The 21,802-nt window shown below is 67.8% G+C and carries 24 protein-coding genes and 1 tRNA gene; 13 read left to right on the forward strand and 12 right to left on the reverse strand.

Features of this window, described 5'->3' with window-relative positions:
• Positions 1-5: 5 nt before the first annotated feature.
• The 5 genes from trpA to ASG69_RS14760 all read left to right on the forward strand — a co-directional run bounded on the left by trpA (position 6) and on the right by ASG69_RS14760 (position 4,991).
• The gene (trpA, locus tag ASG69_RS14740) at positions 6-809 is read left to right on the forward strand and encodes a tryptophan synthase subunit alpha (RefSeq protein ID WP_056448083.1); all 804 of its coding nucleotides are present in this window, start codon (positions 6-8) and stop codon (positions 807-809) included.
• Positions 809-1,819, forward strand: a complete 1,011-nt coding sequence (gene lgt / locus ASG69_RS14745; protein ID WP_056448086.1) for a prolipoprotein diacylglyceryl transferase — start codon at positions 809-811, stop codon at positions 1,817-1,819. The genes trpA and lgt overlap by 1 nt, the downstream gene beginning before the upstream one ends.
• Positions 1,797-2,537, forward strand: a complete 741-nt coding sequence (locus tag ASG69_RS14750; RefSeq protein WP_056447937.1) for a TM2 domain-containing protein — start codon at positions 1,797-1,799, stop codon at positions 2,535-2,537. Before lgt ends, ASG69_RS14750 begins: the two co-directional genes overlap by 23 nt.
• A gap of 99 nt (positions 2,538-2,636) precedes the next feature.
• Positions 2,637-4,055 (forward strand): pyruvate kinase, encoded by a 1,419-nt coding sequence (gene pyk, locus ASG69_RS14755; RefSeq protein ID WP_027506780.1) that lies wholly within the window; start codon positions 2,637-2,639, stop codon positions 4,053-4,055.
• A gap of 60 nt (positions 4,056-4,115) precedes the next feature.
• The gene (locus tag ASG69_RS14760) at positions 4,116-4,991 is read left to right on the forward strand and encodes an acyl-CoA thioesterase (RefSeq protein ID WP_027506779.1); all 876 of its coding nucleotides are present in this window, start codon (positions 4,116-4,118) and stop codon (positions 4,989-4,991) included.
• Here ASG69_RS14760 and ASG69_RS14765 read toward each other — a convergent pair.
• Complete coding sequence (locus tag ASG69_RS14765) at positions 4,966-5,214, reverse strand: helix-turn-helix transcriptional regulator (RefSeq protein ID WP_027506778.1); 249 nt, start codon at positions 5,212-5,214, stop codon at positions 4,966-4,968. The two genes, ASG69_RS14760 and ASG69_RS14765, sit on opposite strands and share 26 nt — an antisense overlap.
• Before the next feature lie 128 nt (positions 5,215-5,342).
• Between ASG69_RS14765 and ASG69_RS14770 the strand changes: the two genes are divergently transcribed.
• Positions 5,343-5,708 carry a helix-turn-helix domain-containing protein gene (locus ASG69_RS14770; RefSeq protein ID WP_082544652.1) on the forward strand — a complete coding sequence of 122 codons (366 nt, stop codon included), beginning with the start codon at positions 5,343-5,345 and terminating at the stop codon, positions 5,706-5,708.
• A 9-nt stretch (positions 5,709-5,717) separates the two neighbouring features.
• On the opposite strand, the gene ASG69_RS14775 is transcribed toward ASG69_RS14770, so the two are convergent.
• Genes ASG69_RS14775 through ASG69_RS14785 form a run of 3 tightly spaced genes read right to left on the reverse strand, consistent with a single transcriptional unit; the run spans position 5,718 to position 7,326 of the window.
• Positions 5,718-6,377 (reverse strand): YoaK family protein, encoded by a 660-nt coding sequence (locus tag ASG69_RS14775; RefSeq protein ID WP_056447941.1) that lies wholly within the window; start codon positions 6,375-6,377, stop codon positions 5,718-5,720.
• The gene (locus ASG69_RS14780; protein WP_027506776.1) at positions 6,374-6,871 is read right to left on the reverse strand and encodes a DNA-deoxyinosine glycosylase; all 498 of its coding nucleotides are present in this window, start codon (positions 6,869-6,871) and stop codon (positions 6,374-6,376) included. The genes ASG69_RS14775 and ASG69_RS14780 overlap by 4 nt, the downstream gene beginning before the upstream one ends.
• Entirely contained in the window at positions 6,868-7,326 is a 459-nt protein-coding gene (locus ASG69_RS14785; protein WP_037186651.1) for an anthrone oxygenase family protein, read from the reverse strand. The genes ASG69_RS14780 and ASG69_RS14785 overlap by 4 nt, the downstream gene beginning before the upstream one ends.
• A 72-nt stretch (positions 7,327-7,398) precedes the next feature.
• On the opposite strand from ASG69_RS14785, the gene ASG69_RS14790 reads away from it, so the two are divergent.
• A complete protein-coding gene (locus tag ASG69_RS14790) occupies positions 7,399-7,776 on the forward strand; it encodes a hypothetical protein (protein WP_056447944.1) in 378 nt (125 codons plus the stop codon).
• A 21-nt stretch (positions 7,777-7,797) separates the two neighbouring features.
• Here the strand turns inward: ASG69_RS14790 and ASG69_RS14795 are convergent.
• Positions 7,798-7,874, reverse strand: a tRNA-Leu gene (locus ASG69_RS14795).
• Between the two features lie 149 nt (positions 7,875-8,023).
• On the opposite strand from ASG69_RS14795, the gene ASG69_RS14800 reads away from it, so the two are divergent.
• Together ASG69_RS14800 and ASG69_RS14805 are read left to right on the forward strand one after the other, a co-directional pair.
• Positions 8,024-8,629, forward strand: a complete 606-nt coding sequence (locus tag ASG69_RS14800) for an ANTAR domain-containing response regulator (RefSeq protein ID WP_027506773.1) — start codon at positions 8,024-8,026, stop codon at positions 8,627-8,629.
• A 189-nt stretch (positions 8,630-8,818) separates the two neighbouring features.
• Positions 8,819-10,156 (forward strand): ABC transporter substrate-binding protein, encoded by a 1,338-nt coding sequence (locus ASG69_RS14805; protein ID WP_027506772.1) that lies wholly within the window; start codon positions 8,819-8,821, stop codon positions 10,154-10,156.
• A 212-nt stretch (positions 10,157-10,368) separates the two neighbouring features.
• Here ASG69_RS14805 and ASG69_RS14810 read toward each other — a convergent pair whose 3' ends face one another.
• Genes ASG69_RS14810 through ASG69_RS14825 form a run of 4 tightly spaced genes read right to left on the reverse strand, consistent with a single transcriptional unit; the run spans position 10,369 to position 14,570 of the window.
• Positions 10,369-11,193, reverse strand: coding sequence for an ABC transporter ATP-binding protein (locus ASG69_RS14810; RefSeq protein ID WP_056447947.1), 825 nt, complete (start codon positions 11,191-11,193; stop codon positions 10,369-10,371).
• Entirely contained in the window at positions 11,190-12,203 is a 1,014-nt protein-coding gene (locus ASG69_RS14815) for an ABC transporter ATP-binding protein (RefSeq protein WP_027506770.1), read from the reverse strand. Before ASG69_RS14815 ends, ASG69_RS14810 begins: the two co-directional genes overlap by 4 nt.
• Positions 12,193-13,185 carry a branched-chain amino acid ABC transporter permease gene (locus tag ASG69_RS14820; protein WP_027506769.1) on the reverse strand — a complete coding sequence of 331 codons (993 nt, stop codon included), beginning with the start codon at positions 13,183-13,185 and terminating at the stop codon, positions 12,193-12,195. Before ASG69_RS14820 ends, ASG69_RS14815 begins: the two co-directional genes overlap by 11 nt.
• Before the next feature lie 2 nt (positions 13,186-13,187).
• The gene (locus tag ASG69_RS14825; protein WP_027506768.1) at positions 13,188-14,570 is read right to left on the reverse strand and encodes a branched-chain amino acid ABC transporter permease; all 1,383 of its coding nucleotides are present in this window, start codon (positions 14,568-14,570) and stop codon (positions 13,188-13,190) included.
• A 215-nt stretch (positions 14,571-14,785) separates the two neighbouring features.
• On the opposite strand from ASG69_RS14825, the gene polA reads away from it, so the two are divergent.
• Positions 14,786-17,449 carry a DNA polymerase I gene (gene polA / locus ASG69_RS14830; RefSeq protein ID WP_056447950.1) on the forward strand — a complete coding sequence of 888 codons (2,664 nt, stop codon included), beginning with the start codon at positions 14,786-14,788 and terminating at the stop codon, positions 17,447-17,449.
• Between the two features lie 81 nt (positions 17,450-17,530).
• Here polA and trxA read toward each other — a convergent pair whose 3' ends face one another.
• Both trxA and ASG69_RS14840 read right to left on the reverse strand, forming a co-directional pair.
• Positions 17,531-17,902 carry a thioredoxin gene (trxA, locus tag ASG69_RS14835; RefSeq protein ID WP_027506766.1) on the reverse strand — a complete coding sequence of 124 codons (372 nt, stop codon included), beginning with the start codon at positions 17,900-17,902 and terminating at the stop codon, positions 17,531-17,533.
• Positions 17,903-18,005: 103 nt separating this feature from the next.
• Positions 18,006-19,004, reverse strand: a complete 999-nt coding sequence (locus ASG69_RS14840; RefSeq protein WP_027506765.1) for a GlxA family transcriptional regulator — start codon at positions 19,002-19,004, stop codon at positions 18,006-18,008.
• An 83-nt stretch (positions 19,005-19,087) separates the two neighbouring features.
• Between ASG69_RS14840 and ASG69_RS23275 the strand changes: the two genes are divergently transcribed.
• The gene (locus ASG69_RS23275) at positions 19,088-19,213 is read left to right on the forward strand and encodes a hypothetical protein (protein WP_261769712.1); all 126 of its coding nucleotides are present in this window, start codon (positions 19,088-19,090) and stop codon (positions 19,211-19,213) included.
• A 2-nt stretch (positions 19,214-19,215) separates the two neighbouring features.
• Positions 19,216-20,109, forward strand: a complete 894-nt coding sequence (locus ASG69_RS14845) for a DMT family transporter (protein WP_268788575.1) — start codon at positions 19,216-19,218, stop codon at positions 20,107-20,109.
• Here the strand turns inward: ASG69_RS14845 and ASG69_RS14850 are convergent.
• Complete coding sequence (locus ASG69_RS14850; RefSeq protein WP_056447953.1) at positions 20,099-20,641, reverse strand: 2'-5' RNA ligase family protein; 543 nt, start codon at positions 20,639-20,641, stop codon at positions 20,099-20,101. The genes ASG69_RS14845 and ASG69_RS14850 overlap by 11 nt on opposite strands.
• A 20-nt stretch (positions 20,642-20,661) precedes the next feature.
• Here ASG69_RS14850 and ASG69_RS14855 point away from each other — a divergent pair, with 20 nt between their 5' ends.
• Positions 20,662-21,798: an isocitrate/isopropylmalate dehydrogenase family protein gene (locus tag ASG69_RS14855; RefSeq protein ID WP_082544661.1), complete on the forward strand. Its 1,137-nt coding sequence runs from the start codon at positions 20,662-20,664 to the stop codon at positions 21,796-21,798.
• Positions 21,799-21,802 lie beyond the last annotated feature (4 nt).

The raw sequence follows: 21,802 nt of genomic DNA on the forward strand, positions 1-21,802 counted from the left end.
TCCCGGTGCACTCCGGTCCGTCGCGGTTGGGCCCGGTCTTCGACCACACCCGCGGTGAGCACCGCGCGGCCCTCGTCGGCTACCTGCCCGCCGGGTTCCCGACGGTGCCCGAGTCGATCGACGCCGTGCGCGCGCTCGTCGACAGCGGCTGCGACATCATCGAGGTCGGCGTCCCGTACTCCGATCCCGTCATGGACGGCCCCACCATCGCGGCCGCCGCAGGGCGCGCCCTGGCCAACGGCGCCCGCGTCCGCGACGTCTTCACCGTGGTCGAGGCCATCGCCGACGCCGGTGGCAAGGCCGTCGTCATGACGTACTGGAACCCGGTCATGAAGTACGGCGTGACCGAGTTCGCCGCGAATCTCGCGTCGGCGGGCGGCCTCGGCATGATCACGCCGGACCTGATCCCCGACGAGGCCGGCGACTGGCTCGGCGCCTCCGAGGAGCACGGGCTCGACCGCATCTTCCTCGTCGCACCGTCGTCGACGGAGGAGCGTCTCTCGCGCACCGTGCAGTCGAGCAGCGGTTTCGTCTACGCCGCGTCGACCATGGGCGTGACGGGTGCCCGCGATGCGGTGTCCTCTGCCGCGCCCGCACTGGTGTCCCGCATCCGCGTGCACTCCGACATCCCCATCGGCATCGGCCTCGGGGTGCGTTCCGGTGCCCAGGCCGCGGAGATCGCCGCGTACGCCGACGCCGTCATCGTCGGATCCGCGCTCGTCTCCGCCGTCGACCAGGGTGTCGGCGCCGTCTCCGCGCTCACCGCAGAACTCGCCGAGGGCGTGCGGTCGGCGAAGGCCGCGTCGTGATGCTCGCGGCGAACACCGCCGTGCTCGCCTACATCCCCAGTCCGCCGCAGGGCGTCTGGTACGTCGGGCCGCTCGCACTGCGGGCGTACGCCTTCTTCATCATCGTCGGCATCGTCGTCGCGATCGTGTGGGGTGACCGCCGCTGGGTCGCCCGCGGCGGCGACAAGGGGACCGTCCTCGACGTCGCCGTGTGGGCCGTGCCGTTCGGTCTCATCGGCGGTCGGCTCTACCACGTCATCACCGACGCGCCGACGTACTTCGGCGAGGGTGGCAATCCGATCGACGCCCTCAAGATCTGGCAGGGCGGTCTCGGCATCTGGGGCGCCGTCTTCCTGGGTGGTGTCGGCGCGTGGATCGCCTGCAGGCGACGCGGGATACCGCTCCCGGCCTTCGGCGACGCCGTCGCGCCGGGCATCCTCCTCGCGCAGGCCATCGGCCGCATCGGCAACTACTTCAACCAGGAGCTCTACGGACGCGACACCACCCTGCCGTGGGGCCTCGAGATCTACGAACGCGTCGACGCCAACGGTCGGGTCGACTCCCTCGCCGGCGTCTCCACCGGAATCGTCGAGCGGGTCGTGCATCCGACGTTCCTGTACGAACTGTTGTGGAACGTCGTTGTCGTCGTGCTCCTGGTGCTGGTCGACCGTCGCTTCCGCCTCGGACACGGCCGCATCTTCGCCCTGTACGTCGCGGGCTACTGCGCCGGACGCTTCGTCATCGAGCTGATGCGCAGCGACTTCGCGACGCTGATCGGCGGCATCCGCGTCAACTCGTTCACCTCCGGCATCGTCTTCCTGCTCGCGCTGGCGTACGTCGTCCTCGCGCCCAAGGGTCGTGAGGAACCGGCCACGCTGCGCACCCGGACCGACGAGGTCGAGCCTGACGGCGAGGTGACGGACGAGGCGGACGCCGATGCTCCGGCGAAGGACGAGGACCGATCCACCGACGAGGTGACCACCCCGACGACGAGTGAGGACGAGGGACGTGACCGATCCGGACAAGCCTGACCTGACGAAGAAGTCGACCGGCTCGGACCCCGTGGGGTCCGACGACGTCACCGGGAGCACTCCCGGTCCGGGGTGGAACACCAACGCCAGTTTCGGCGAGGGTCCGGGTTCCGGCGCCTACCCGTCCTACCCGTCGCCCGGGACGTACCCCGAACCGTCGGCCGGTGACACGGCTGCCTTCGGCTACCCGGTCGGCGAGTACGGCTCCTGGAATCGTGAGCCCGAGTCGACGGACTGGTCCGCACGGCCGGCCGCGGACACCCCGTACGCCCAGCCCCAGTACGGTCAGCCCCAGTACGCCCAGCCGCAGTACGCCCAGCCGCAGTACGGGCAGCCCCAGTACGGTCAGCAGCCGCAGTACGGGCAGCCACCGTTCGCGGGCGGCCACGGCGTCGATCCGATGGCGCCGTTCGGTCGAGACATGGGGACGGGTGAACCATTCGGCGACAAGTCGAAGGTGACGGCAGGTGTTCTCCAGTTGGCCCCGCTGCTCTTCGGTCTGCCGCTCGGCATCGGCCGGTTCTACATCGGCTCGACGGTGCTCGGCGTCGCGCAGCTCGTGTCGTTCATCGTGAGCGTCCTGCTGACCGTGACGATCATCGGCGCGTTGATCGGTATCCCGCTCTACGCGGCCGTCTGGCTGTGGTGCCTCGTCGACGGCATCGTGATGCTCGTGAGCAAGGTCCGCGACGGGAACGGCCAACTTCTCAAACCCTGAACGACCTCCCGGTTAACTACTGGCCAGTAGCCCAATTGTCAGGACATAGAGCGGCGTCGTCGATAGGAATCGGGTCCGGCGGGGACTAGGCTTGCGCCCGTGACCCGACGGACGAAGATCGTATGCACCCTGGGACCGGCGACTGCCACCGACGAGAGAATCAAGGAACTCGTCGAGAGCGGAATGGATGTGGCTCGGCTGAATTTCAGCCACGGCGACTACCCCGACCACGAGGCGAACTACAAGCGGGTGCGTGCGGCGTCGAACGCCACCGGGAAGGCCGTGGGCATCCTCGCCGACCTGCAGGGTCCGAAGATCCGGCTGGGCCGGTTCAAGGAGGGCAAGACCACCTGGGCCAACGGTGAGCTGATCCGCATCACGGTCGAGGAGTGCGAGGGCACCCACGATCGGGTCTCCACCACCTACAAGGAACTCGCGCAGGACGCCAAGGAAGGCGATCGCCTCCTCGTCGACGACGGCAAGGTCGGTCTGGTCGTCACCGGTGTCGAGGGCAACGACGTCCTCTGCCGCGTGACCGAGGGCGGCCCCGTCAGCAACAACAAGGGCGTGTCCCTCCCCGGCATGGACGTGTCGGTTCCCGCCATGTCGGACAAGGACACCGAGGATCTCGAGTTCGCTCTGGCCCTGGGAGTCGACTTCATCGCACTGTCGTTCGTGCGGTCGCCGGCCGACGTCGAGCTGGTGCACGCGATCATGGACCGGGTGGGCCGCCGGGTCCCCGTCATCGCCAAGATCGAGAAGCCGGAAGCGGTCGACAACCTCGAGGCCATCGTCCTCGCGTTCGACGCGGTGATGGTCGCGCGTGGTGACCTCGGTGTCGAGCTCCCGCTCGAGCAGGTGCCGCTGGTGCAGAAGCGCGCCATCCAGATCGCGCGCGCCAACGCCAAGCCTGTCATCGTCGCCACGCAGATGCTCGAGTCGATGATCGAGAACTCGCGTCCCACCCGCGCGGAGGCGTCCGACGTCGCGAACGCGGTGCTCGACGGCACCGACGCCGTCATGCTGTCCGGCGAGACCTCCGTCGGCAAGTTCGTCATGGAGACGGTGCGCACGATGGCACGCATCGTGGAGACCGTCGAGATGGAGGGCGACGCGGTTCCAGCGCTCACCCATACTCCGCGCACCAAGCGCGGCGTCATCTCCTACGCGGCTCGCGACATCGGAGAGCGGCTCGACGCACGCGCTCTCGTCGCCTTCACGCAGTCCGGTGACACCGTGCGGCGCATGGCGCGTCTGCATTCGCGGCTGCCGCTGCTGGCCTTCACGTCCATCCCCGAGGTGCGCAGTCAGCTCGCTCTGACCTGGGGCACCGAGACGTTCCTGGTGCCGTTCGTCGACACCACCGACGGCATGGTGCGTGAGGTCGACAAGTCGTTGCTCGAGCTCGACCGTTATCACCGCGGCGACCAGGTCGTGATCGTCGCCGGTGCGCCTCCCGGCACTGTAGGCTCCACCAACTTGATCCACGTGCACCGAATCGGAGAAGAGGACCGGTAAGTGACCGAACTGGGGGGAACGGTCGACAGACCGGAATCGGCGCGTCGGGGGGACGCGCCGATCGCCACGGCGGGGCGCTCACGCGATCTCGACGTGTTGCTGGACATCCTCGACCTCACGGAGGTCGACGAGAACACCTACGTCGGCCGGCACCCGGCAGAGGTCGGGAGCAGAACGTTCGGCGGACAGCTGGTCGCCCAGGCGCTGGTCGCGGCCGGCCGCACCGTCAGCGGGGCGAGGCCGATCCACGCCATCAACGCACACTTCATTCGCGGCGGAGATGTCAAGCGAGACATCACTTTCCGCGTGGAGCGTCATCGCGACGGCCGCGCCTTCGCCAACCGTCAGGTGACGGCTTACCAGGGTGACGAGGAGCTGTTCGTCATGCTCGCCGCCTACCAGGACTCGCGCGGCGGCCTCGAGCACAGCGTCGAGTGGCCCGAGGTGGAGTACCCGGAATCGCTGCCGCCGCTGGGCAACCACTTCGACGGGTACGAGGACCGTCTGAAGATGTTCGTGGACGCGCTGAAGCCGATCGACATGCGGTACGCCAATGATCCGGCCTGGATCATGAAGGGCACCGGAGAACGGTCGAACCACAACAGGGTATGGATGAAGTCCGACGGACCGTTGCCCGACGATCCCGCTCTGCACGTCGCCACGATGGGATACGCGTCGGACACGACGGTGCTCGACTCGATCATCACCACACACGGTCTGTCCTGGGGTTTCGACCGCATCGTGGCCGCGACAGTGAACCATTCCATCTGGTTCCACCGTCCGTTCCGCTTCGACGAGTGGATGCTCTACGCCACCGAGTCGCCGGTCGCCGCGGGGTCCCGCGGACTGGCCACCGGCCGATTCTTCTCGCGCGGAGGAGAATTGGTGGCGACCGTGGTGCAGGAAGGGCTCATCCGCCATTTCCCGGCACGATGACGCGGTCGTCGGTCACCACGAAGACGTCGTCGAAGCGGTCGGTCCCGAACTCCGAGAGCAGGCCGGCGATGAATTTCGTTCCGGGCGCGCACTTCCCGCTGAGAATGCGGGAGACCGTGGCCGGGTCGACCCCGATGCGTTCGGCCAGTTGCCCGTCGGTCGTGATGTGAGCGAAGCGCCGTAGTCGTTCCAGCCCGTCGCGGTCCAGCTCGAGATTCGCCATCGATTCCCCCCGATGATCGATCGTGTCGCGCTCGTTGCGCGCACGAGACGAAAGGTACACATGCACTGGCGGGCGGGCAATCGACACACTGCGCGTGAACTTGCGTCCGTGTCAGTAGTGTTCGCGCCATGGATCAGACGTCCGGGGTGGGGGAGACGTGGTGGGAGTATCTGAACCGCGTCACAGACAGAGCATCACAAGTGGAGATCGCGCGGGCTGCAGGGGTGGACCCCGCGTCGGTCTCGAGATGGAAACTGGGGAAGAACACGCCGAGTGCGGATCGCGTGATCGCGGTCGCACGGCACTTCGGTCGGAATCCGGTGGAGGCGCTCGTCGTCGCGCGCTACCTCGAGCCTCGAGAAGTCGACGCGTCGATCGAGTTGGCCGCCAGCGCCGCCGCGCTGACGGACGACGAGTTGATCACGGCCGTCCGACGTCGACTCGAGCTGGCGCGGGGCATGGTCGCATCGGGGTCACCGGTGAGCCACGACTGACCGGGGTGTTCAGGGCGTGCGCTCGTCGATGACGAAGATCGCGAGCGTCGCCGCCAACACTGCGGCCGGTATCCACGCGGCGCGGACGCCGACGGACCCGGTCGCGGCGGCGCCGGCCAGTGCGCCGAGGACGAACACGGCGATCACGGCGCTGTAGACACCGAACGCCCGTCGGCCGGCGGAGTCGCGGTCGACGATCGCAGCGAAGCCGGCCTCGGTCACGCGCATCAGATTTCCGGTCATCGCGATCGCGATGTAGTTGAGATCGCCGATGTTCCGGAACAGGGCGATCTGCAGCGCGGCGATGAACGAGATCGGCACGGTGACCAGCGCATTCGGCACCGTGGCGGGTACGAAGCCCACCACGGCGAGGATGGCTGCCTGCGCCGCGATGGACCACCGGATCGGCCGGTGCACTCGGCGTTCGGCGCGTCCCGTCTTGATGACGTTGGCGATCGAGACACCGACCACGAACGCGAGGATCGGCCAGAGGTGTTGGGCCGCGTCCCGCCAGTGCGTCCGCGACACCTCGATCGCCAGGAAGATGACGTTGCCCGTCTGCGCGTTGGCGAAGACGCCGCCTCGGCTGACGTAGGTGTAGGCATCGAGGAACCCGCTCGCAGCGGTGACGAGGAGCGCGAAGCGCAGACTCGAGGCCGTCGCGGTCACCGGTCGTCCCTCGCGACGATGCGCCAGGCGTCGACCTTCGCCGCCGTGCTCAGGGCGGCATGGGCAGGGCTGGTGGACGGCAGACGGAACGTCTCGACGGGCCGGGACAGCGCCACGTGGCGAGCGAACAGCCGCGCCGCCGCGGCGCCGTTGAACACGATGCGGTCCAGGGTGGGGTGGGCCGTGAGCAGCGCGTCGATGTCGTTCGGCACCACCGTGTCGCTCTCGATGGCCGAGTCGAGACTGCCCTCGCGAGTGCACAGTTCGAGAACGTCCCACACCGCGACGCCCGCGGCCGTGAGTGCGCGCACGCGCTCCGCGTAACCGGCATCCCCGGGTAGGTGGAAGAGGTGAGTCATGATGGGCCAGAACGCATTCCGCGGATGGGCGTAGTACTGCTCGGCCGTCAGCGACGCGACCCCCGGCATGGAACCGAGCACCAGCGTGTGCGGCGAGTCGCCGACGAGCGGGGCGAAGCCGTGCACCACCGTCATGCTGCGACACCGGCGACGACGAACAGCACCGACGCACCCAGTCCTGCGACCACGCGGACGTGGTTCCACCGGGTCCACCGAGTGAGGTACTCGGGCCACACGTCCTCCGCGGCAGCGAGCCGATCGTTGAGCGGCACGTTGACGGCGACGGTCACGCCGAGGCAGCCCGCGACGTAGAGCGCCGCCGCCGCTGCGACGAGAACGGCGGGTGTGCCAGGCTCGAGGAACGCGGTGACGGCGGCGAGGACCGATGCCGCCGCGGTACCGAACAGCAGGACCATGAAGACGGGAGCGACGATGACCACGTTCACGCGCGTCATCACCGCCGTGGCGGCGGACGCGGGCTGTACGCCCAGCGCCGGCATCACGGCGATGGAGAAGGCCAGCAGGACGCCGGCCACCGCAGCGGAACCGACACCCGCCGCGACGACGGCGGCGGAGAGCAGAACGGACACGACGGAGCCTTTCGATGATGCGGCGGTTCTGTCGTCCCATCAGATCACGGTGCCCACCGCCGGGGTCGTCCGATGATCGTCACGAGTGCCTTCTTCGCCGACTACGCGCGCCAGTCGGACCAGAAGCTCGACGTGCTCGGCGGCATCTGGGACTGGTGTGTGGTCCCGTCCCTCGCGCAGCCCGTCGAGGCCTACCTGGTGGTCCTGCTGCAGCGTGGCCCCGACGACGTGTCGGGTGAGCGGGTACGGGTGGAGATCACGGACGGCGAGGACGAGCCTCTGCACGTGTTCGAACTGCCCGTCGCCGGTCACCTCGAGGGGGAGCAGCAGGCTGTGGCGTTCCCGATCTCCTTCGCATGCCGACGGGTGGGGCGCCACGTGCTGCGCCTGACGACGGGGGCGGCCGATCCGGGATTCGCGCTCTCGCTGGACGTTCGATCGATGGCCTGAGCGGCTGCGGGGGAGATGTACTGGTGCCCTCGGTGAGACTCGAACTCACACTGCACGGGTTTTGAATCCGTTTCCTCTGCCAATTGGGATACGAGGGCGAACCGCTCGCGGGGCGAGCTGGTGCGGTCACCGAGTGTAGAAGATCGGTGCCGGATGCGGTGCACCGGTACCCTGACGACGGCCCGGGCGCAGCGTCGAGAACGGCGCCGCCGCGGGGGAGCAGTGCATCGAGGGAGGGCGAGTCAGCGTGAACACACCGGCACCGTCGCAGCCACGTCGTGTGGTGGTCGCGGAGGACGAGTCACTCATTCGGCTGGACCTCGTGGAGATGTTGCGCGAGGAGGGGTACGACGTCGTCGGCGAGGCCGCGGACGGTCAGGAAGCGGTGGACCTCGTCCGCGCCCTGGTTCCGGATCTGGTGATCATGGACGTGAAGATGCCGCGTCGAGACGGTATCGACGCGGCCTCCGAGATCGCCGCGGCTCGGTTGGCTCCGGTCGTGATCCTGACGGCCTTCAGTCAGCGCGAGCTCGTCGAGAGGGCCCGCGACGCCGGCGCCATGGCGTATCTGGTGAAGCCCTTCACGAAGGCGGACCTCGTGCCCGCCGTGGAATTGGCCGCCAGCCGGTTCACCGAGATCTCCGCGCTGGAGACCGAGATCGCGGATCTCCACGACCGCCTCGACACGCGCAAACTCATCGAGCGCGCCAAGGGTCTGCTGATGACGTCCCAGTCGCTCTCCGAGCCGGAGGCCTTCACGTGGATCCAGCGGGCCGCGATGGACCGCCGCACCACCATGAAAGCGGTCGCCTCCGTCGTCATCGAGACGCTCGGAGACGCCCCCGTCGCGTGACACCGAGTGCCGTGATCCGGCCTCGAAGACTGTGCCAGGCTACGGCCGCGTTAAAACTGGCTGCGTAGACGTCACAGTAAGGTCACAGGGCTTGTTCCACGGGTCGCGAACCGTCGGGGAGCGATAGGTTCTCCTTCACGAGCGTCACGGTATCGGGTGCGTGACGCACATATTTCTAGGAGACGACAGATGGCAAGACGAACCATCGTTCGGACGGCTGCGGTGGTGAGCGTCGCTTCGCTCGCCCTGTTCGGCTGTTCCTCGAGCGACGATTCGAGTTCCGGCAGCGAAACCAGCGCTGCCGGCGGCTCTTCCGCAGCTGCGGAGGCCACCGTGGACACCGACTGCACACCCGAGCAGGCAACTGCCGGCGCGACGCCGGTGACCACTCCGCTCAAGCTCGGCACACTGCTTCCCGAGACCGGTAGCCTCGCCTTCCTCGGCCCGCCCGAGGTCGCCGGCGTGCAGCTCGCCGTCAACGACGTCAACGGCGCCGGTGGCGTTCTCGACCAGCCGATGGAGCTCATCCCCGGCGACTCGGGCGACACCACCACGGACACCGCGAACAGCACCGTCGACCGCGAGCTCGCGGCCGGCGTCAGTGTCATCCTGGGTGCGGCGTCGTCCTCGGTGTCGCTCAAGGTCATCGACAAGATCGCCAGCGCCGGCGTCGTGCAGATCTCGCCGGCCAACACCTCCGACCAGTTCGTCTGCTACGCGGACAAGGGCCAGTACTTCCGCACGGCACCGACCGATGTGCTTCAGGCACAGGCGCTCTCGCAGCTCATCGCCGAGGACGGCGGCCAGCGCGTCTCCATCCTCGCGCTCAACGACCCGTACGGTACGGGCCTGGCGAGCAACACTGTCACCAACCTCGAGGACGCCGGCATCGCGTCCGACCAGATCCAGAAGATCATCTACGACCCCAACGCGCAGTCGTTCAACGCCGAGGTGGACCAGGTGAAGAACTTCAACCCGGACGCCGTCGCCATCATCGGCTTCGAGGAGTCGGCGAAGATCATCACCCGTATGCACGAGATCGGCATCGGACCGTCGGACGGCACCGCCGTCTACGGCGTCGACGGCAACATGGGCAACGCCCTCGGCGAGTCGGTCGGACCCGGCCTGCTCGACACCATGCGTGGCACCACGCCGCTCACCGACGTGGGCGCCGGTTTCCAGGACCGTCTCAAGGCCGTCAACCCGGCTCTGGTCGACTTCAACTACGCCGGTGAGTCCTACGACGCCGTCGTGATCTCCGCCCTGGCCGCGGAGCAGGCGAAGTCCACCGCGGGTGTCGACATCGCGGCGAACATCAACTCCGTCACCAAGGACGGAACGAAGTGCACCACGTTCCAGGAGTGCCTGCCGCTGGTGAAGGCCGGAACCGACATCGACTACGACGGTGTCACCGGTGAGCTCGCGTTCACCGACGGCGGTGAGCCGTCCGTCGGCTCGTACGGCAAGCTGGTCTTCGGACCGGACAACAAGCTCACCACCGAGGACTACATCGTCGTCGGCGGCTGATCTGCAGTAGCCCGGAACGGGCCCGACTCCACTGGAGTCGGGCCCGTTCTGCTGTCGTGCTCGGGGCTCCCCGTCCGCGAGTACGTCGACAGTGTTGTGAATACGGCTCGTTGCACGGCACTTCGGACGTACTCGCCGAGGGTGAGGGGCCGCAGACAGCGAGAAGGGCGCCCCGAGCGAACTCGGAGCGCCCCTGTCGGTGTGCGCGGGTACTACTTCTTCTCTTTGCTCCCCGCCAACGTGCCGAGGTACAGCTCGATGACCTTGGGGTCGTTCATCAGGTTCGTGCCGGTGTCGGTGTACGCATTCTTGCCCTGATCCAGCACGTAGCCGCGGTCACAGATCTGGAGGCACCGGCGAGCATTCTGCTCCACCATGATGATGGAGACGCCCGCCGCGTTGATCTTCTTGCAGCGGATGAAGACCTCGTCCTGGAACATCGGAGACAGTCCGGCCGACGGCTCGTCGAGCAGCAGCACGGACGGTTCCATCATCAGCGCGCGGCCCATGGCGACCATCTGCCGCTCGCCACCGGACAGTGCGCCCGCCTTGATCTTGCGACGCTCCGACAGCAGCGGGAAAAGCTCGCTCACGAAGTCGAACCGTTCCTGGAACTTCCTCGGCCGCAGGTAGATCCCCATCTCGAGGTTCTCCTCGATGGTGAGCGAGGGAAACACGTTCTGGGTCTGCGGAACGTAGCCGACACCCTTGGTCACCAGCACGTGCGCCTCGGCGGACGTGATGGTGTCGCCGCGCAGCGTGACGGATCCGCTGCGGATCGGGATGAGACCGAAGAGTGCCTTGAGCAACGTCGACTTGCCGGCACCGTTGGGGCCGATGATGCCGACGATCTCGCCGTCGTTCAGATAGAAGTTGCAGTCCTTCAGGATGTTCACGCCGGGGATGTATCCGGCCACCAGGTCGTCGGCACGCACGAGCGCGTCGGTGGCCAGGCGGCGGTGTTCGTCCGGTGTCGCCGCGAATTCTGCTGCGGTGAGCCCGGTTCCCTCGGATGTGGTCGCTCCGGATTCGGTCATGTCGTGGTCCTCTTGTCCGTCCCGATCTCGGGTTCGGCCGCGGAGAGATCTCCGCCCGACTCGAGTGTCTCGACCTCGGCCTGCTCGAGCGCCTCGGCCAGTTCTGCCGTGGCGCCCACAGGATTTCCGTCGGCGTCGAACTCGAGCGCCTGATCGTGGTGGCTTCCCAGGTACGCGTCGACGACGGCCTCGTTGTCCGCCAACTGCGCGGGCGCGGACTCGGCGATGACGCTGCCCTGAGCCATGACCACGACCCAGTCACTGATGTCGCGGATCACGTCCATGTCGTGCTCGACGAAGACGACGGTCATGCCGTCGTCGCGCAGCGACTTGATGTGGCCCAGAAGGCTCTGCGTCAGTGCGGGATTGACGCCGGCCATGGGCTCGTCGAGCATGACGACGGCGGGATCGGTCATGAGCGCTCGCGCCATCTCGAGCAGCTTGCGCTGTCCGCCGGAGAGGGATCCCGCGAGGTCCTCGGACTTCGCGTCGAGTTTGAATCGCGCGAGCAGTTCCCGCGCACGCTCGGTCACCTCCCGCTCCTGCGCCTTCCACGTCCATGGCATGAGCGTGTTGAAGATCCGCTCACCCTTCTGTCCCGTGGCACCGAGCCGGACGTTGTCCAGCACGGTCAGCTTCGACAGTGCCTTCGTCAGCTGGAATGTCCGCACCACACCGTGGCGCGCCACCTGGTGCGGCGTCATCCTGCCCAGCGACTTGCCGTCCATCGACCAGGACCCGGTGTCCGGCTGGTCGAACCCGGTGAGCAGGTTGAACAAGGTCGTCTTGCCGGCGCCGTTCGGGCCGATCAGGCCGGTGATGCAGCCACGCTGGATCTCGAGGTGTGCCACGTCGACGGCCTTGAGGCCACCGAAGGTCCGGGACACGCCGTCGACCACCATGGTCGGGTCGGGCTTGGCGACGCCGGGGGTGTTCGCGACGTCGGCGAACAACGCCGCGCGCACCTCGGCGCTGAGCGGCTTGCGTGCCGCGATGGTGTTACTTGGCATCGAGCTGTACCTCCCGCTTGTTGCCCAGCAGTCCCTGCGGGCGGAAGATCATCAGCACCGCGATGAGGATACCGAGGAGGACGAATCGTGTGGCGCCGACCTGCTGTTCGGTCATCGGAATGAGCGGGTCGTCGCCGGCGGCGGCCTGACGCAGCAGCACGTCGGGGATCGACAGGAAGAACCAGAAGAGCATGGCTCCGACGACCGGACCGAAGACCGTGGCCGCACCGCCGAGGATCAGTGCGCCGAAGGCGAAGAAGGTCTGCGCCGTCGAGTAGAAGTCGGGGTTGATCGACTTGGTCTGCAGAGCGTTGAACACGCCGCCCATACCGCCGATGACGCCACCGAGGACGAGGGCCTGCATCTTGTAGACGAAGACGTTCTTGCCCAGCGAGCGGGCGGCGTCCTCGTCCTCGCGCACCGCCTTGAGGACGCGTCCCCAGGGGCTGTGCGTGAGCAGGTACACGAGTCCGCACAGGATCAGCACCAGTGACCATCCGACCACCATGGCCCACAGGTCGTCGCCGTAGAACTTCACGCCGACGAACGAGTACTGCTTGCCCGAGTCGAACGGGCTGAGGTTGGTGAACGGATCGGCGAAACCGAAGAGGCCGTTGGTCGATCCGGTGACACCGTTCGACGCGGTGGACCGGAAGACCAGTCGCAGGATCTCCGACGCCGCGATGGTGACGATGGCGAGATAGTCCGCCCGCAGTCGCAGGGTGGGGATACCGAGCACGAGCGCGAGGAGACCGGCTGCCGCGAGTCCGACGAGGATGCCGAGCCACAGCGGCTGTTCGTACGTGATGGTCATGATGCCGACGCCGTATCCGCCCAGCAGGGCGAAGCCGATCTGACCGAAGTTGAGCAGTCCTGCGTAGCCGAAGTGCAGGTTCAGTCCGATGGCGAGAAGTGCGTAGAAGATCGCGGAGGGCCCGACGAGCTGGGCCAGCGATACCTGGATTGCTCCGATGATGTCCATGGTCAGCCGATCCTTTGCCGCGAGCCCAGGATGCCTTGCGGCCGGACGATGAGGATGACGATCAAGACGAGCAATCCTCCGATGTATTTGAGGTCGGGGTTGATCACGAGCGTCGACCACTGCACCAGCAGACCGACGATGACACAGCCGAGCAGGGCGCCGTACGCCGTACCGAGGCCACCGAGGGTGATGCCGGCGAACATGAGCAGGAGGAGCTTGAAGCCCATCTCCCACTGGACGCGTCCGCCGAGCTCGGAGAGCCCGAACAGCACGCCGCCCAGAGCGGCGAGACCGCCGCCCATGCACCAGACGAAGGTCACGACGCGCTCGACGTTGATGCCGGACGACGCGGCGAGATCGCGGTTGTCGGCGACGGCGCGCATGGCCTTGCCGATACGGGTCTTCTGCAGCATGAGCGCGACGAGCACGAGCACCACGACGCTGATGACGATGCAGGCGAGGTTGACGTCGGTGATGGCGAACGGCCCCCACTCACGCTGCACCTGCGCCTGATAGTCCTTGTAGGGCTCGGCGCGGTCGGAGAAGAAGATGAGGATCAGGTACCGCAGGGCGATCGCGAGACCGATCGAGACGACGAGTTGGCCGATGAGGCCGGTCTTGCGTCTGCGCAGCGGTCTCCAGAGTCCGGCGTTGTTCGCCCAGCCGACCGCCACACCGACGATCACCGCCAGGACGGTCGCCGGGATCAGCTGGATCCCGAGCTTCTGGTTGAAGACCCATGCCGCGACGGCGCCGAGCGTGACCAACTCGCCGTGGGCGAAGTTGGTGAGCCCGGTGGTGCCGAAGATGAGGCTCAGACCGATCGCGGCGAGCGCGATGACCAGGCCGAAGCGCAGCCCGTCGATGGTGGTGCGCAGGAACTTCTCGTAGAACGGGACGACCGTGGCGCTGCGTTCCTCACCGAAACTGAAGATGACGGTGTTGGCGCGACCTGCCTCCACGGTGCGTTCGACGTCGCCCTGCACGGAGACACCGTCGGGCAGGGTCTCGGGGTCGACGCGGAACGTGTAACTGCCGGGTGAGACCGGAAGTGTCCATCGCCCACCGGTTTCCGACGTGGTGCGAGCCACCTCGGACTCTCCGGAGTCGAGGGCCACGACGTCGACGCCGACGAGGCGTTCACCGGCGTTGTTCAGGCTGCCGCTGACGTTCACCGCGTCGGCGGGTGGAGCGGAGTCGGACTCGGAGCCGCTCGCGGGTGGGGAGCTCGAGCTCGGAGTGGGGGACGGAGTGGGTTCCTGGGCCAGGGCCGTTCCACCGAAGGTGGCTGCGGCGATGAGGCCGAGGAGTACGACGACGAGCGCGCGGACGAGGGCGGCGGTGGCCGTCGTTCGTCCGGGCCGTCGAGGACTCGAGGGGGGCACGGGGGTCCTCTCGGACGGTCGACTAACGCCGAGGAATCTCGGCTCTGCTTGCAATTGTCGGACTCTATCGGGCTCCGGGTATCGAGAACGGCCGCTTCGATTTCTTCGATGTTTCAGTCTTGTTTCGAAGCGGTCGACCGCCGACCACGCCCGTGTCGGTACGCCTCCCTAGACTGACCTGCGTGAGTCCAGTAACCGAGTCCTCGCCCCTCCTGATGCTGATCGACGGTCACTCGGTGGCGTACCGCGCCTTCTACGCCCTGCCCGCCGAGAACTTCAAGACCACCAGCGGGCAGACCACCAACGCGGTGTACGGGTTCACCTCCATGCTCATCAATCTGCTGCGGGACGAGTCGCCCACGCACGTCGGCGCGGCCTTCGACGTCTCTCGCCAGACCTTCCGGGCGGACAAGTTCCCGGAGTACAAGGCCAATCGCATCAAGACCCCCGACGAGTTCGCGGGCCAGATCGACATCACCAAGGACGTCCTCGGAGCACTGGGCATCCCGGTGATGGCGGAGCCGGGCTTCGAGGCGGACGACATCATCGCCACCCTCACCACGCAGGCGGTCGCGGCGGGGTACCGGGTGCTGGTGGTCACCGGCGACCGGGACTCGCTGCAGTTGGTCAACGACCAGGTGACCGTCCTCTACCCGCGCAAGGGCGTCTCCGACCTGACGCGGTTCACGCCGGCGGAGGTCGAGAGCAAGTACGGACTCACCCCGGCCCAGTATCCGGACTTCGCGGCGCTGCGCGGAGACCCCAGCGACAATCTTCCCGGCATCCCGGGGGTGGGGGAGAAGACCGCCACCAAGTGGATCCGGGAGTACGGCAGCCTCGAGGACCTGGTCGACAAGGTCGACACCGTGCGCGGCAAGGTCGGCGACGCGCTGCGCGCCAATCTCTCCAGCGTCGTCCTCAATCGCCAGCTCACCGAGATGGTGCGCGACGTCCCTCTGCCGTACACACCGGATCAACTGCAGCTGGCGCCGTGGGACCGCGAGCGGGTGCACGCGCTGTTCGACGATCTCGAGTTCCGTGTGTTGCGCGATCGGCTTTTCGCCACCCTCTCGTCGACCGAGCCGGAGGCGGAGGAGGGCTTCGAGGTGCGGGGCCGCGCGCTCGAACCGGGCGAGCTCGCCGAGTGGCTCGAGGCGCACACGCAGGACGGTGTCCGCACCGGGCTCTCCGTCGTGGGGACGCGGTCCCCGTTCGATGGTGACGCGTCGGCCGTCGCGTTCGCGTCGGCGGACGGGGAGGGCGCCTACGTCGAGACCATCGGGCTCACCGCCGAGGACGAGCAGGCACTCGCGGCCTGGTTCGCGAACGAGTCGCGGCCCAAGGCTCTCCACGAGGCCAAGTGGGCGTTGCATGCGCTGCGCGGTCGCGGATGGCCCGTCGCGGGGCTGACCAGCGACACCGCACTCGCGGCCTACCTGGTCCGACCGGGGCAGCGGAGCTTCGCGCTCGACGACCTGTCGCTGCGGTACCTCAAGCGCGAGTTGCGCATCGAGGACGCCGGCGACGCCCAGCTGTCCCTGCTCGACAGCGAGGACGAGACGCAGGCAGCGGTGGCCGAGGGGGAGATCCTGCGAGCGCAGGCGGTGCTGGATCTCGCGGACGCGCTGGACCGTGAGCTCGACGAGATCGAGTCCGCGCCGCTGCTCTCGGACATGGAGCTGCCGCTGCTCGGCGTGCTCGCCACCGTCGAGAACACCGGTATCGCGATCGATCTCGATCATCTGCACGACCTGCAGAGCCAGTTCGCCGGGGAGGTGAGCGTCGCCGCCGAGGCGGCCTACGCGGTGATCGGCAAGCAGATCAACCTCGGGTCACCCAAGCAGTTGCAGGTGGTCCTGTTCGACGAGCTCGACATGCCCAAGACCAAGCGCACCAAGACCGGCTACACCACCGATGCCGAAGCGCTGCAGTCGATGTTCGAGAAGACCGAGCATCCCTTCCTCCGGCACCTACTCGATCACCGGGACGCCACGCGGCTCAAGGTGACGGTCGACGGTCTGCTCAAGTCGGTCAGCGACGACGGGCGCATCCACACCACGTTCAACCAGACCATCGCCGCGACGGGTCGGCTGTCCTCCACCGAGCCCAACCTGCAGAACATTCCGGTCAAGACGTCCGCGGGCCGTCGCATCAGGGAGGGCTTCGTCGTCGGCGAGGGTTACGACTCGCTGATGACGGCGGACTACAGCCAGATCGAGATGCGGATCATGGCGCACGTCTCCAAGGACGAGGGGCTCATCGAGGCATTCAACACCGGCGAGGATCTGCACAGCTTCGTCGGGTCGCGCGCTTTCGGGGTGCCCATCGACGAGGTGACGCCGGAGTTGCGCCGCCGGGTCAAGGCGATGTCGTACGGACTGGCGTACGGGCTCAGTGCCTACGGCCTCTCCCAGCAGCTCAAGATCTCCACCGAGGAGGCCAAGGAGCAGATGGAGGCGTACTTCTCCCGGTTCGGTGGGGTGCGCGACTATCTGCACGAGGTCGTGGAGGCGGCGCGCAAGGTCGGCTACACCTCGACTCTCTACGGACGTCGCCGCTACCTGCCGGATCTGACGAGCGACAATCGTCAGCGCCGCGAGGTCGCCGAGCGCGCGGCCCTCAACGCCCCCATCCAGGGCACCGCGGCCGACATCATCAAGGTCGCGATGATCGACGTCCAGCTCGGACTGGTCGAGGCCGGGCTCACCTCGCGGATGCTCCTCCAGGTGCACGACGAACTGGTGCTCGAGGTCGTCGAGTCCGAACGCGCCGAGGTCGAGGCGTTGGTCCGAGACAAGATGGCGCACGCCATCGAGCTGTCGGTGCCGCTCGACGTCTCCGTGGGAACGGGTCGCACCTGGGACGACGCCGCACACTGAGGCGACCACACGACGACGACGGCGGGCGACGGAATCTCTTCCGTCGCCCGCCGTCGTGGTGCGGGTGTCAGCCCGCGGTGGTCACTCGGCCGCGGCCTGCTGCTCCGCGATCTGCTTGCGGACGTCGTCCATGTCCAGGCCCTTGATCTGGCCGACCAGGTCCTCGAGCGCCGCCTGCGGAAGTGCGCCGGGCTGCGCGAAGACGAGGACGCCCTCGCGGAACGCCATGAGCGTGGGAATCGAGCGGATGTTCGCGGCGGCGGCGAGTCCCTGCTCCGCCTCGGTGTCGACCTTGCCGAACACGACGTCGGGGTGCTGCTCCGAGGACTTCTCGAACGTCGGGGCGAACTGCTTGCACGGTCCGCACCAGTCGGCCCAGAAGTCGACCAGAACGACGTCGTTACCGGTGACGGTCTCGTCGAAGTTCTGCTGGGTGAGGGTCTGCGTTGCCACGAGGATCCTTTCGTCGTGAGTGCCGACCCACCTCGTGTGGGCTCCGGCATGGTGTTCTGTCCACCGTCAACAGGCGGACCCGCGCCGTCATTCCCGAATTCGATCAGACCGAGACGGGCGCCGCCCGGAAGGTGCGCCGGTAGGACTGCGGTGTGGTGCGGCGCAGCCGCAGGAAGTGCTGGCGCAACACCGCCGCGGAACCGAATCCCACGGTGTCCGCGACGGCGTCCACCGACAGGTCACTTGACTCGAGGAGTCGCTGCGCCTCGAGAACGCGCTGATCGCTGATCCAGCGTGCCGGGGTCGTGCCCGTCTCCGCCTGGAATCGGCGAGCGAAGGTGCGGGGCGACATCGAGACGCGTGCTGCCAGGACGTCCACGGTGAGGTCCTCGCGCAGGTTCTCGGCGATCCAGTCGATGAGCGGGGCGAGGGTGTCCGAGTCGCAGGTGGGGACGGGCACCGCGACGTACTGGGCCTGGCCGCCGTCACGGTGCGGGGGCACCACCATGCGTCGTGCGATGCCGTTGGCCACCGCGGCGCCCTGTGTGGACCGCACGATGTGCAGGCACAGGTCGATCCCGGCAGCGGTTCCCGCGCTGGTGTAGACGTTGCCGTCCTGGACGTAGAGCACGTTCGAGTCGACCGTGGCGCCGGGAAAGCGCTCGGCCAGGCGCGCCGCATGGCGCCAGTGGGTCGTGCACCGACGTCCGTCCAGCAGTCCCGCCTCGCCGAGAACGAAGGCGCCGGTGCACAGGCTCGCGACGCGCGCGCCTCTCGCCACGGCAGCGCGCAACTTCTCGGCCAGCGGCTCGAGGTCGTGGCCGTCACCGGTGCCGCAGGCGAACGTGCCGTCCGGCGCCGTCGCGGTACCACCCGCGGACATGATGATCAGATCCGCGTCGTCGAGTCGATCGAGGTCGTACGGGACGTCGATGGAGTAGCCGAACCGAGTGCGGATCGGGTCGGGGACGGCCGCGATCAGCGAGAAGTCGTAGACCGGCAGTCCGTCATCCGACCGGTCGAATCCGAAGACCTCGCACGCGACACCCAGTTCGAACGCCTCGGTCAACGGCAGGAGCGGGACGACCACCTTCGTCAACATGTCGCCCAGTATGGCAGGAAAACGACGAAATATGTCATTACTGCCACTGTTGGTGGAATCCGCTGCGACGGAGTATTTCTCGCATGACCTTCTTCCTCGTTCTCGCGACAGTCCTGCTCCTCCTCACTGTCCTGGCCGCCCTCGCACTCGCGGATCGGACACCCGACACCCATGCCGAGGTGACCCGCCACGGCGACTACCGTTTCTGATCGTGCTCGTACTGCAGTTCCTGGCCACCGCAGCGGTGTGGGGCGCGAGCTTCCTGTTCATGAAGGTGGGCCTCGAGGGGCTGAGCTTCGTCCAGGTGGTGCTGGCGCGACTCGTCCTCGGTGCGGCCACACTGCTGATCCTGTTGCGTCCCATGCATGTTCGACTCCCGCGGCGAGGAGTCGTGTGGCTCCACTCGACGTTCCTCGCGGTGGTGCAGTGCATCCTCCCGTGGCTGCTGTTCGCGTGGGCGGAGCAGGAGATCGACTCGGCCACGGCATCCATCGTCAACGCGACGACGCCGCTCATGACGACGGTGCTGGCCTTCGCCGTTCTTCCCGCCGAACGGCCGACTCTGCTGCGCGCCGCGGGCCTCCTGATCGGCTTCGCCGGCATCGTCGTGGTGTTCGCGCCGTGGGAGAGCGGTCTGAGTGGCAGCCCGCGTGCGCAGCTGGCGTGCCTCGGCGCCACCGCGTCCTACGGTGTCGCGCTGGTGTACCTGCGTCGGTTCGTCATCCCGCTGGGTGTGCCGTCGTTGGCGGTGGCGACGATGCAGATCGGTCTCGCCGCGATGATGATGCTGGTCGCGGCACCCGTGGTGGCGAGCGACGCGGTGCGTCTCGACGTGCCCGTCGTCGCGTCGATGCTCGCGCTCGGCTGTGCCGGCACCGGGCTGGCCTTCCTGTGGAACACCAACGTCGTGACGGGATGGGGACCGTCCGCCGCGTCGACCGTGACGTACCTCAGTCCCGTCGTCGGCATCGCGCTCGGCGCCCTCGTGCTCGACGAGTCGGTCACCGCGAACGCGGTGCTCGGTACCGCGCTCATCATCGTCGGGGTGGTGGTCACGACGAGGCGCCGAGCCGCCTCGGTGGCCGCGCCGCCTGTCACCCGATGAGCCAGTCGGCTCTCGCGTCGCCGTCCCAGCGACGGACGGCCGACACCTCGGCGTCGACGTCCTGAATATCGGTCACGAGATGCGATGCCGCGGAACCGATGTCCTCGGGACGTGCGCGCATCGCCAGGGTCACGTGCGGAGTCCAGTGCCCGGGTTCGAGATGCGGGGGAATGCCGGGCGAGTCGGCGAGCGCCTCGTACACCCGCGCGTGCAGATCCAGGAGAGCCGCGGTCGGCACGACGGAGCGGGCCAGGACCGCCCGCGATCCGCCGAAGACCACCAACCCGCCGAGGCGTACCGACTCGGGGAACCGCCACGACCCGGCGTCTCGTCCGTCGGCGATCAGAGCGGCGAGCCGGCGCTCGGCGACATCGTCGATCCTCGACGCGACCGCGATGGTGACGTGCGGACGGTTGGACGCCCCCGCGTGGCGAGCCTGACTCGGCAGGCCCAGCTCGGCGAGGTAGTTCCACTCGCGCCGGATCGCATCGTCGCTGCGCTCGTCCAGGAGGAGTTCCACCGACTGCACCATGATGGGTAATGATGGCGGCCATGACGAGTGCAGCGCATCCCGGGGCCTCACAGTCCGACGACTCCGGTGCCGGTTCGCGCCGCGCACCGCACCGCATCGGTGTCCTGCACGGCGACGGCATCGGCACCGAGATCGTGCCCGGGACCGTACAGATCGTCGATGCGGCCGTGCAGGCCCTGGGTGCCACGCCCGTCGAGTGGGTGGAGCTGCCCTTCGGTCGTGCGGCACTCGACGAGTTCGGCGACGCGGTACCGCCGCGCACCCTGAGCGCGTTGGCAGAGTTGGACGCCTGGGTCCTCGGACCGCACGACAGCGCGTCCTACCCCGAGGAGACGCGGGGGCAGCTGACGCCGGGTGGTCGCATCCGCAAGGAGTTCGATCTGTACGCGAACATCCGGCCGGCACGCGCGTTGCCGGGCGTGCGGGCGACGAGTCCGGACATGGACCTGGTCGTCGTCCGGGAGAACACCGAGGGCTTCTACGCCGACCGCAACATGGCCGTCGGATCCGGGGAGTTCATGCCCACTCCCGACGTCGCCCTGGCCGTGGCGGTGTTCACCCGTCGAGCGTGCGAACGCATCGCCGAGCAGGCGTTCGCCCTCGCGGAGACTCGTCGGCGTCACGTGACCGTGGTGCACAAGACGAACGTGTTGCGATTGACGACGGGGCTGTTCAAGGACGTGTGCATGGAGGTGGCCGAGCGGCACCCGGACGTCGAGGTGGACCACGAGCACATCGACGCCCTCACGGCGAAGCTCGTGCGGTCGGGGGAGACCTTCGACGTCCTGGTGGCCGAGAACATGTTCGGAGACATTTTGTCCGACCTCACCGGCGAGTTGGCGGGGTCGCTCGGGACGGCACCGTCGATCAATGCCTCGGACACCAAGGTGATGGCTCAGGCCGCCCACGGCGCGGCCCCCGACATCGCGGGCCGCAACCGCGCCAACCCGACGGCGCTGCTGCTGTCGGTGGCCGCGATGCTCGAGCACCTCGCGGCGGGACCCGTGCCCGCCGATCACGCACGGGTGGGTGAGCGGATCCGCGCGGCGGTCGAGGCGACGATCGCCTCGGGAGTCGGTACCGCGGACATCGGGGGACTCGCGTCCACGAGCGAGTTCCTCGAGACGGTCGACGCCCACGTGGTGCGTGGTCTCTGACAGG

Source organism: Rhodococcus sp. Leaf225 (assembly GCF_001426145.1).
Lineage (GTDB): Bacteria > Actinomycetota > Actinomycetes > Mycobacteriales > Mycobacteriaceae > Rhodococcoides.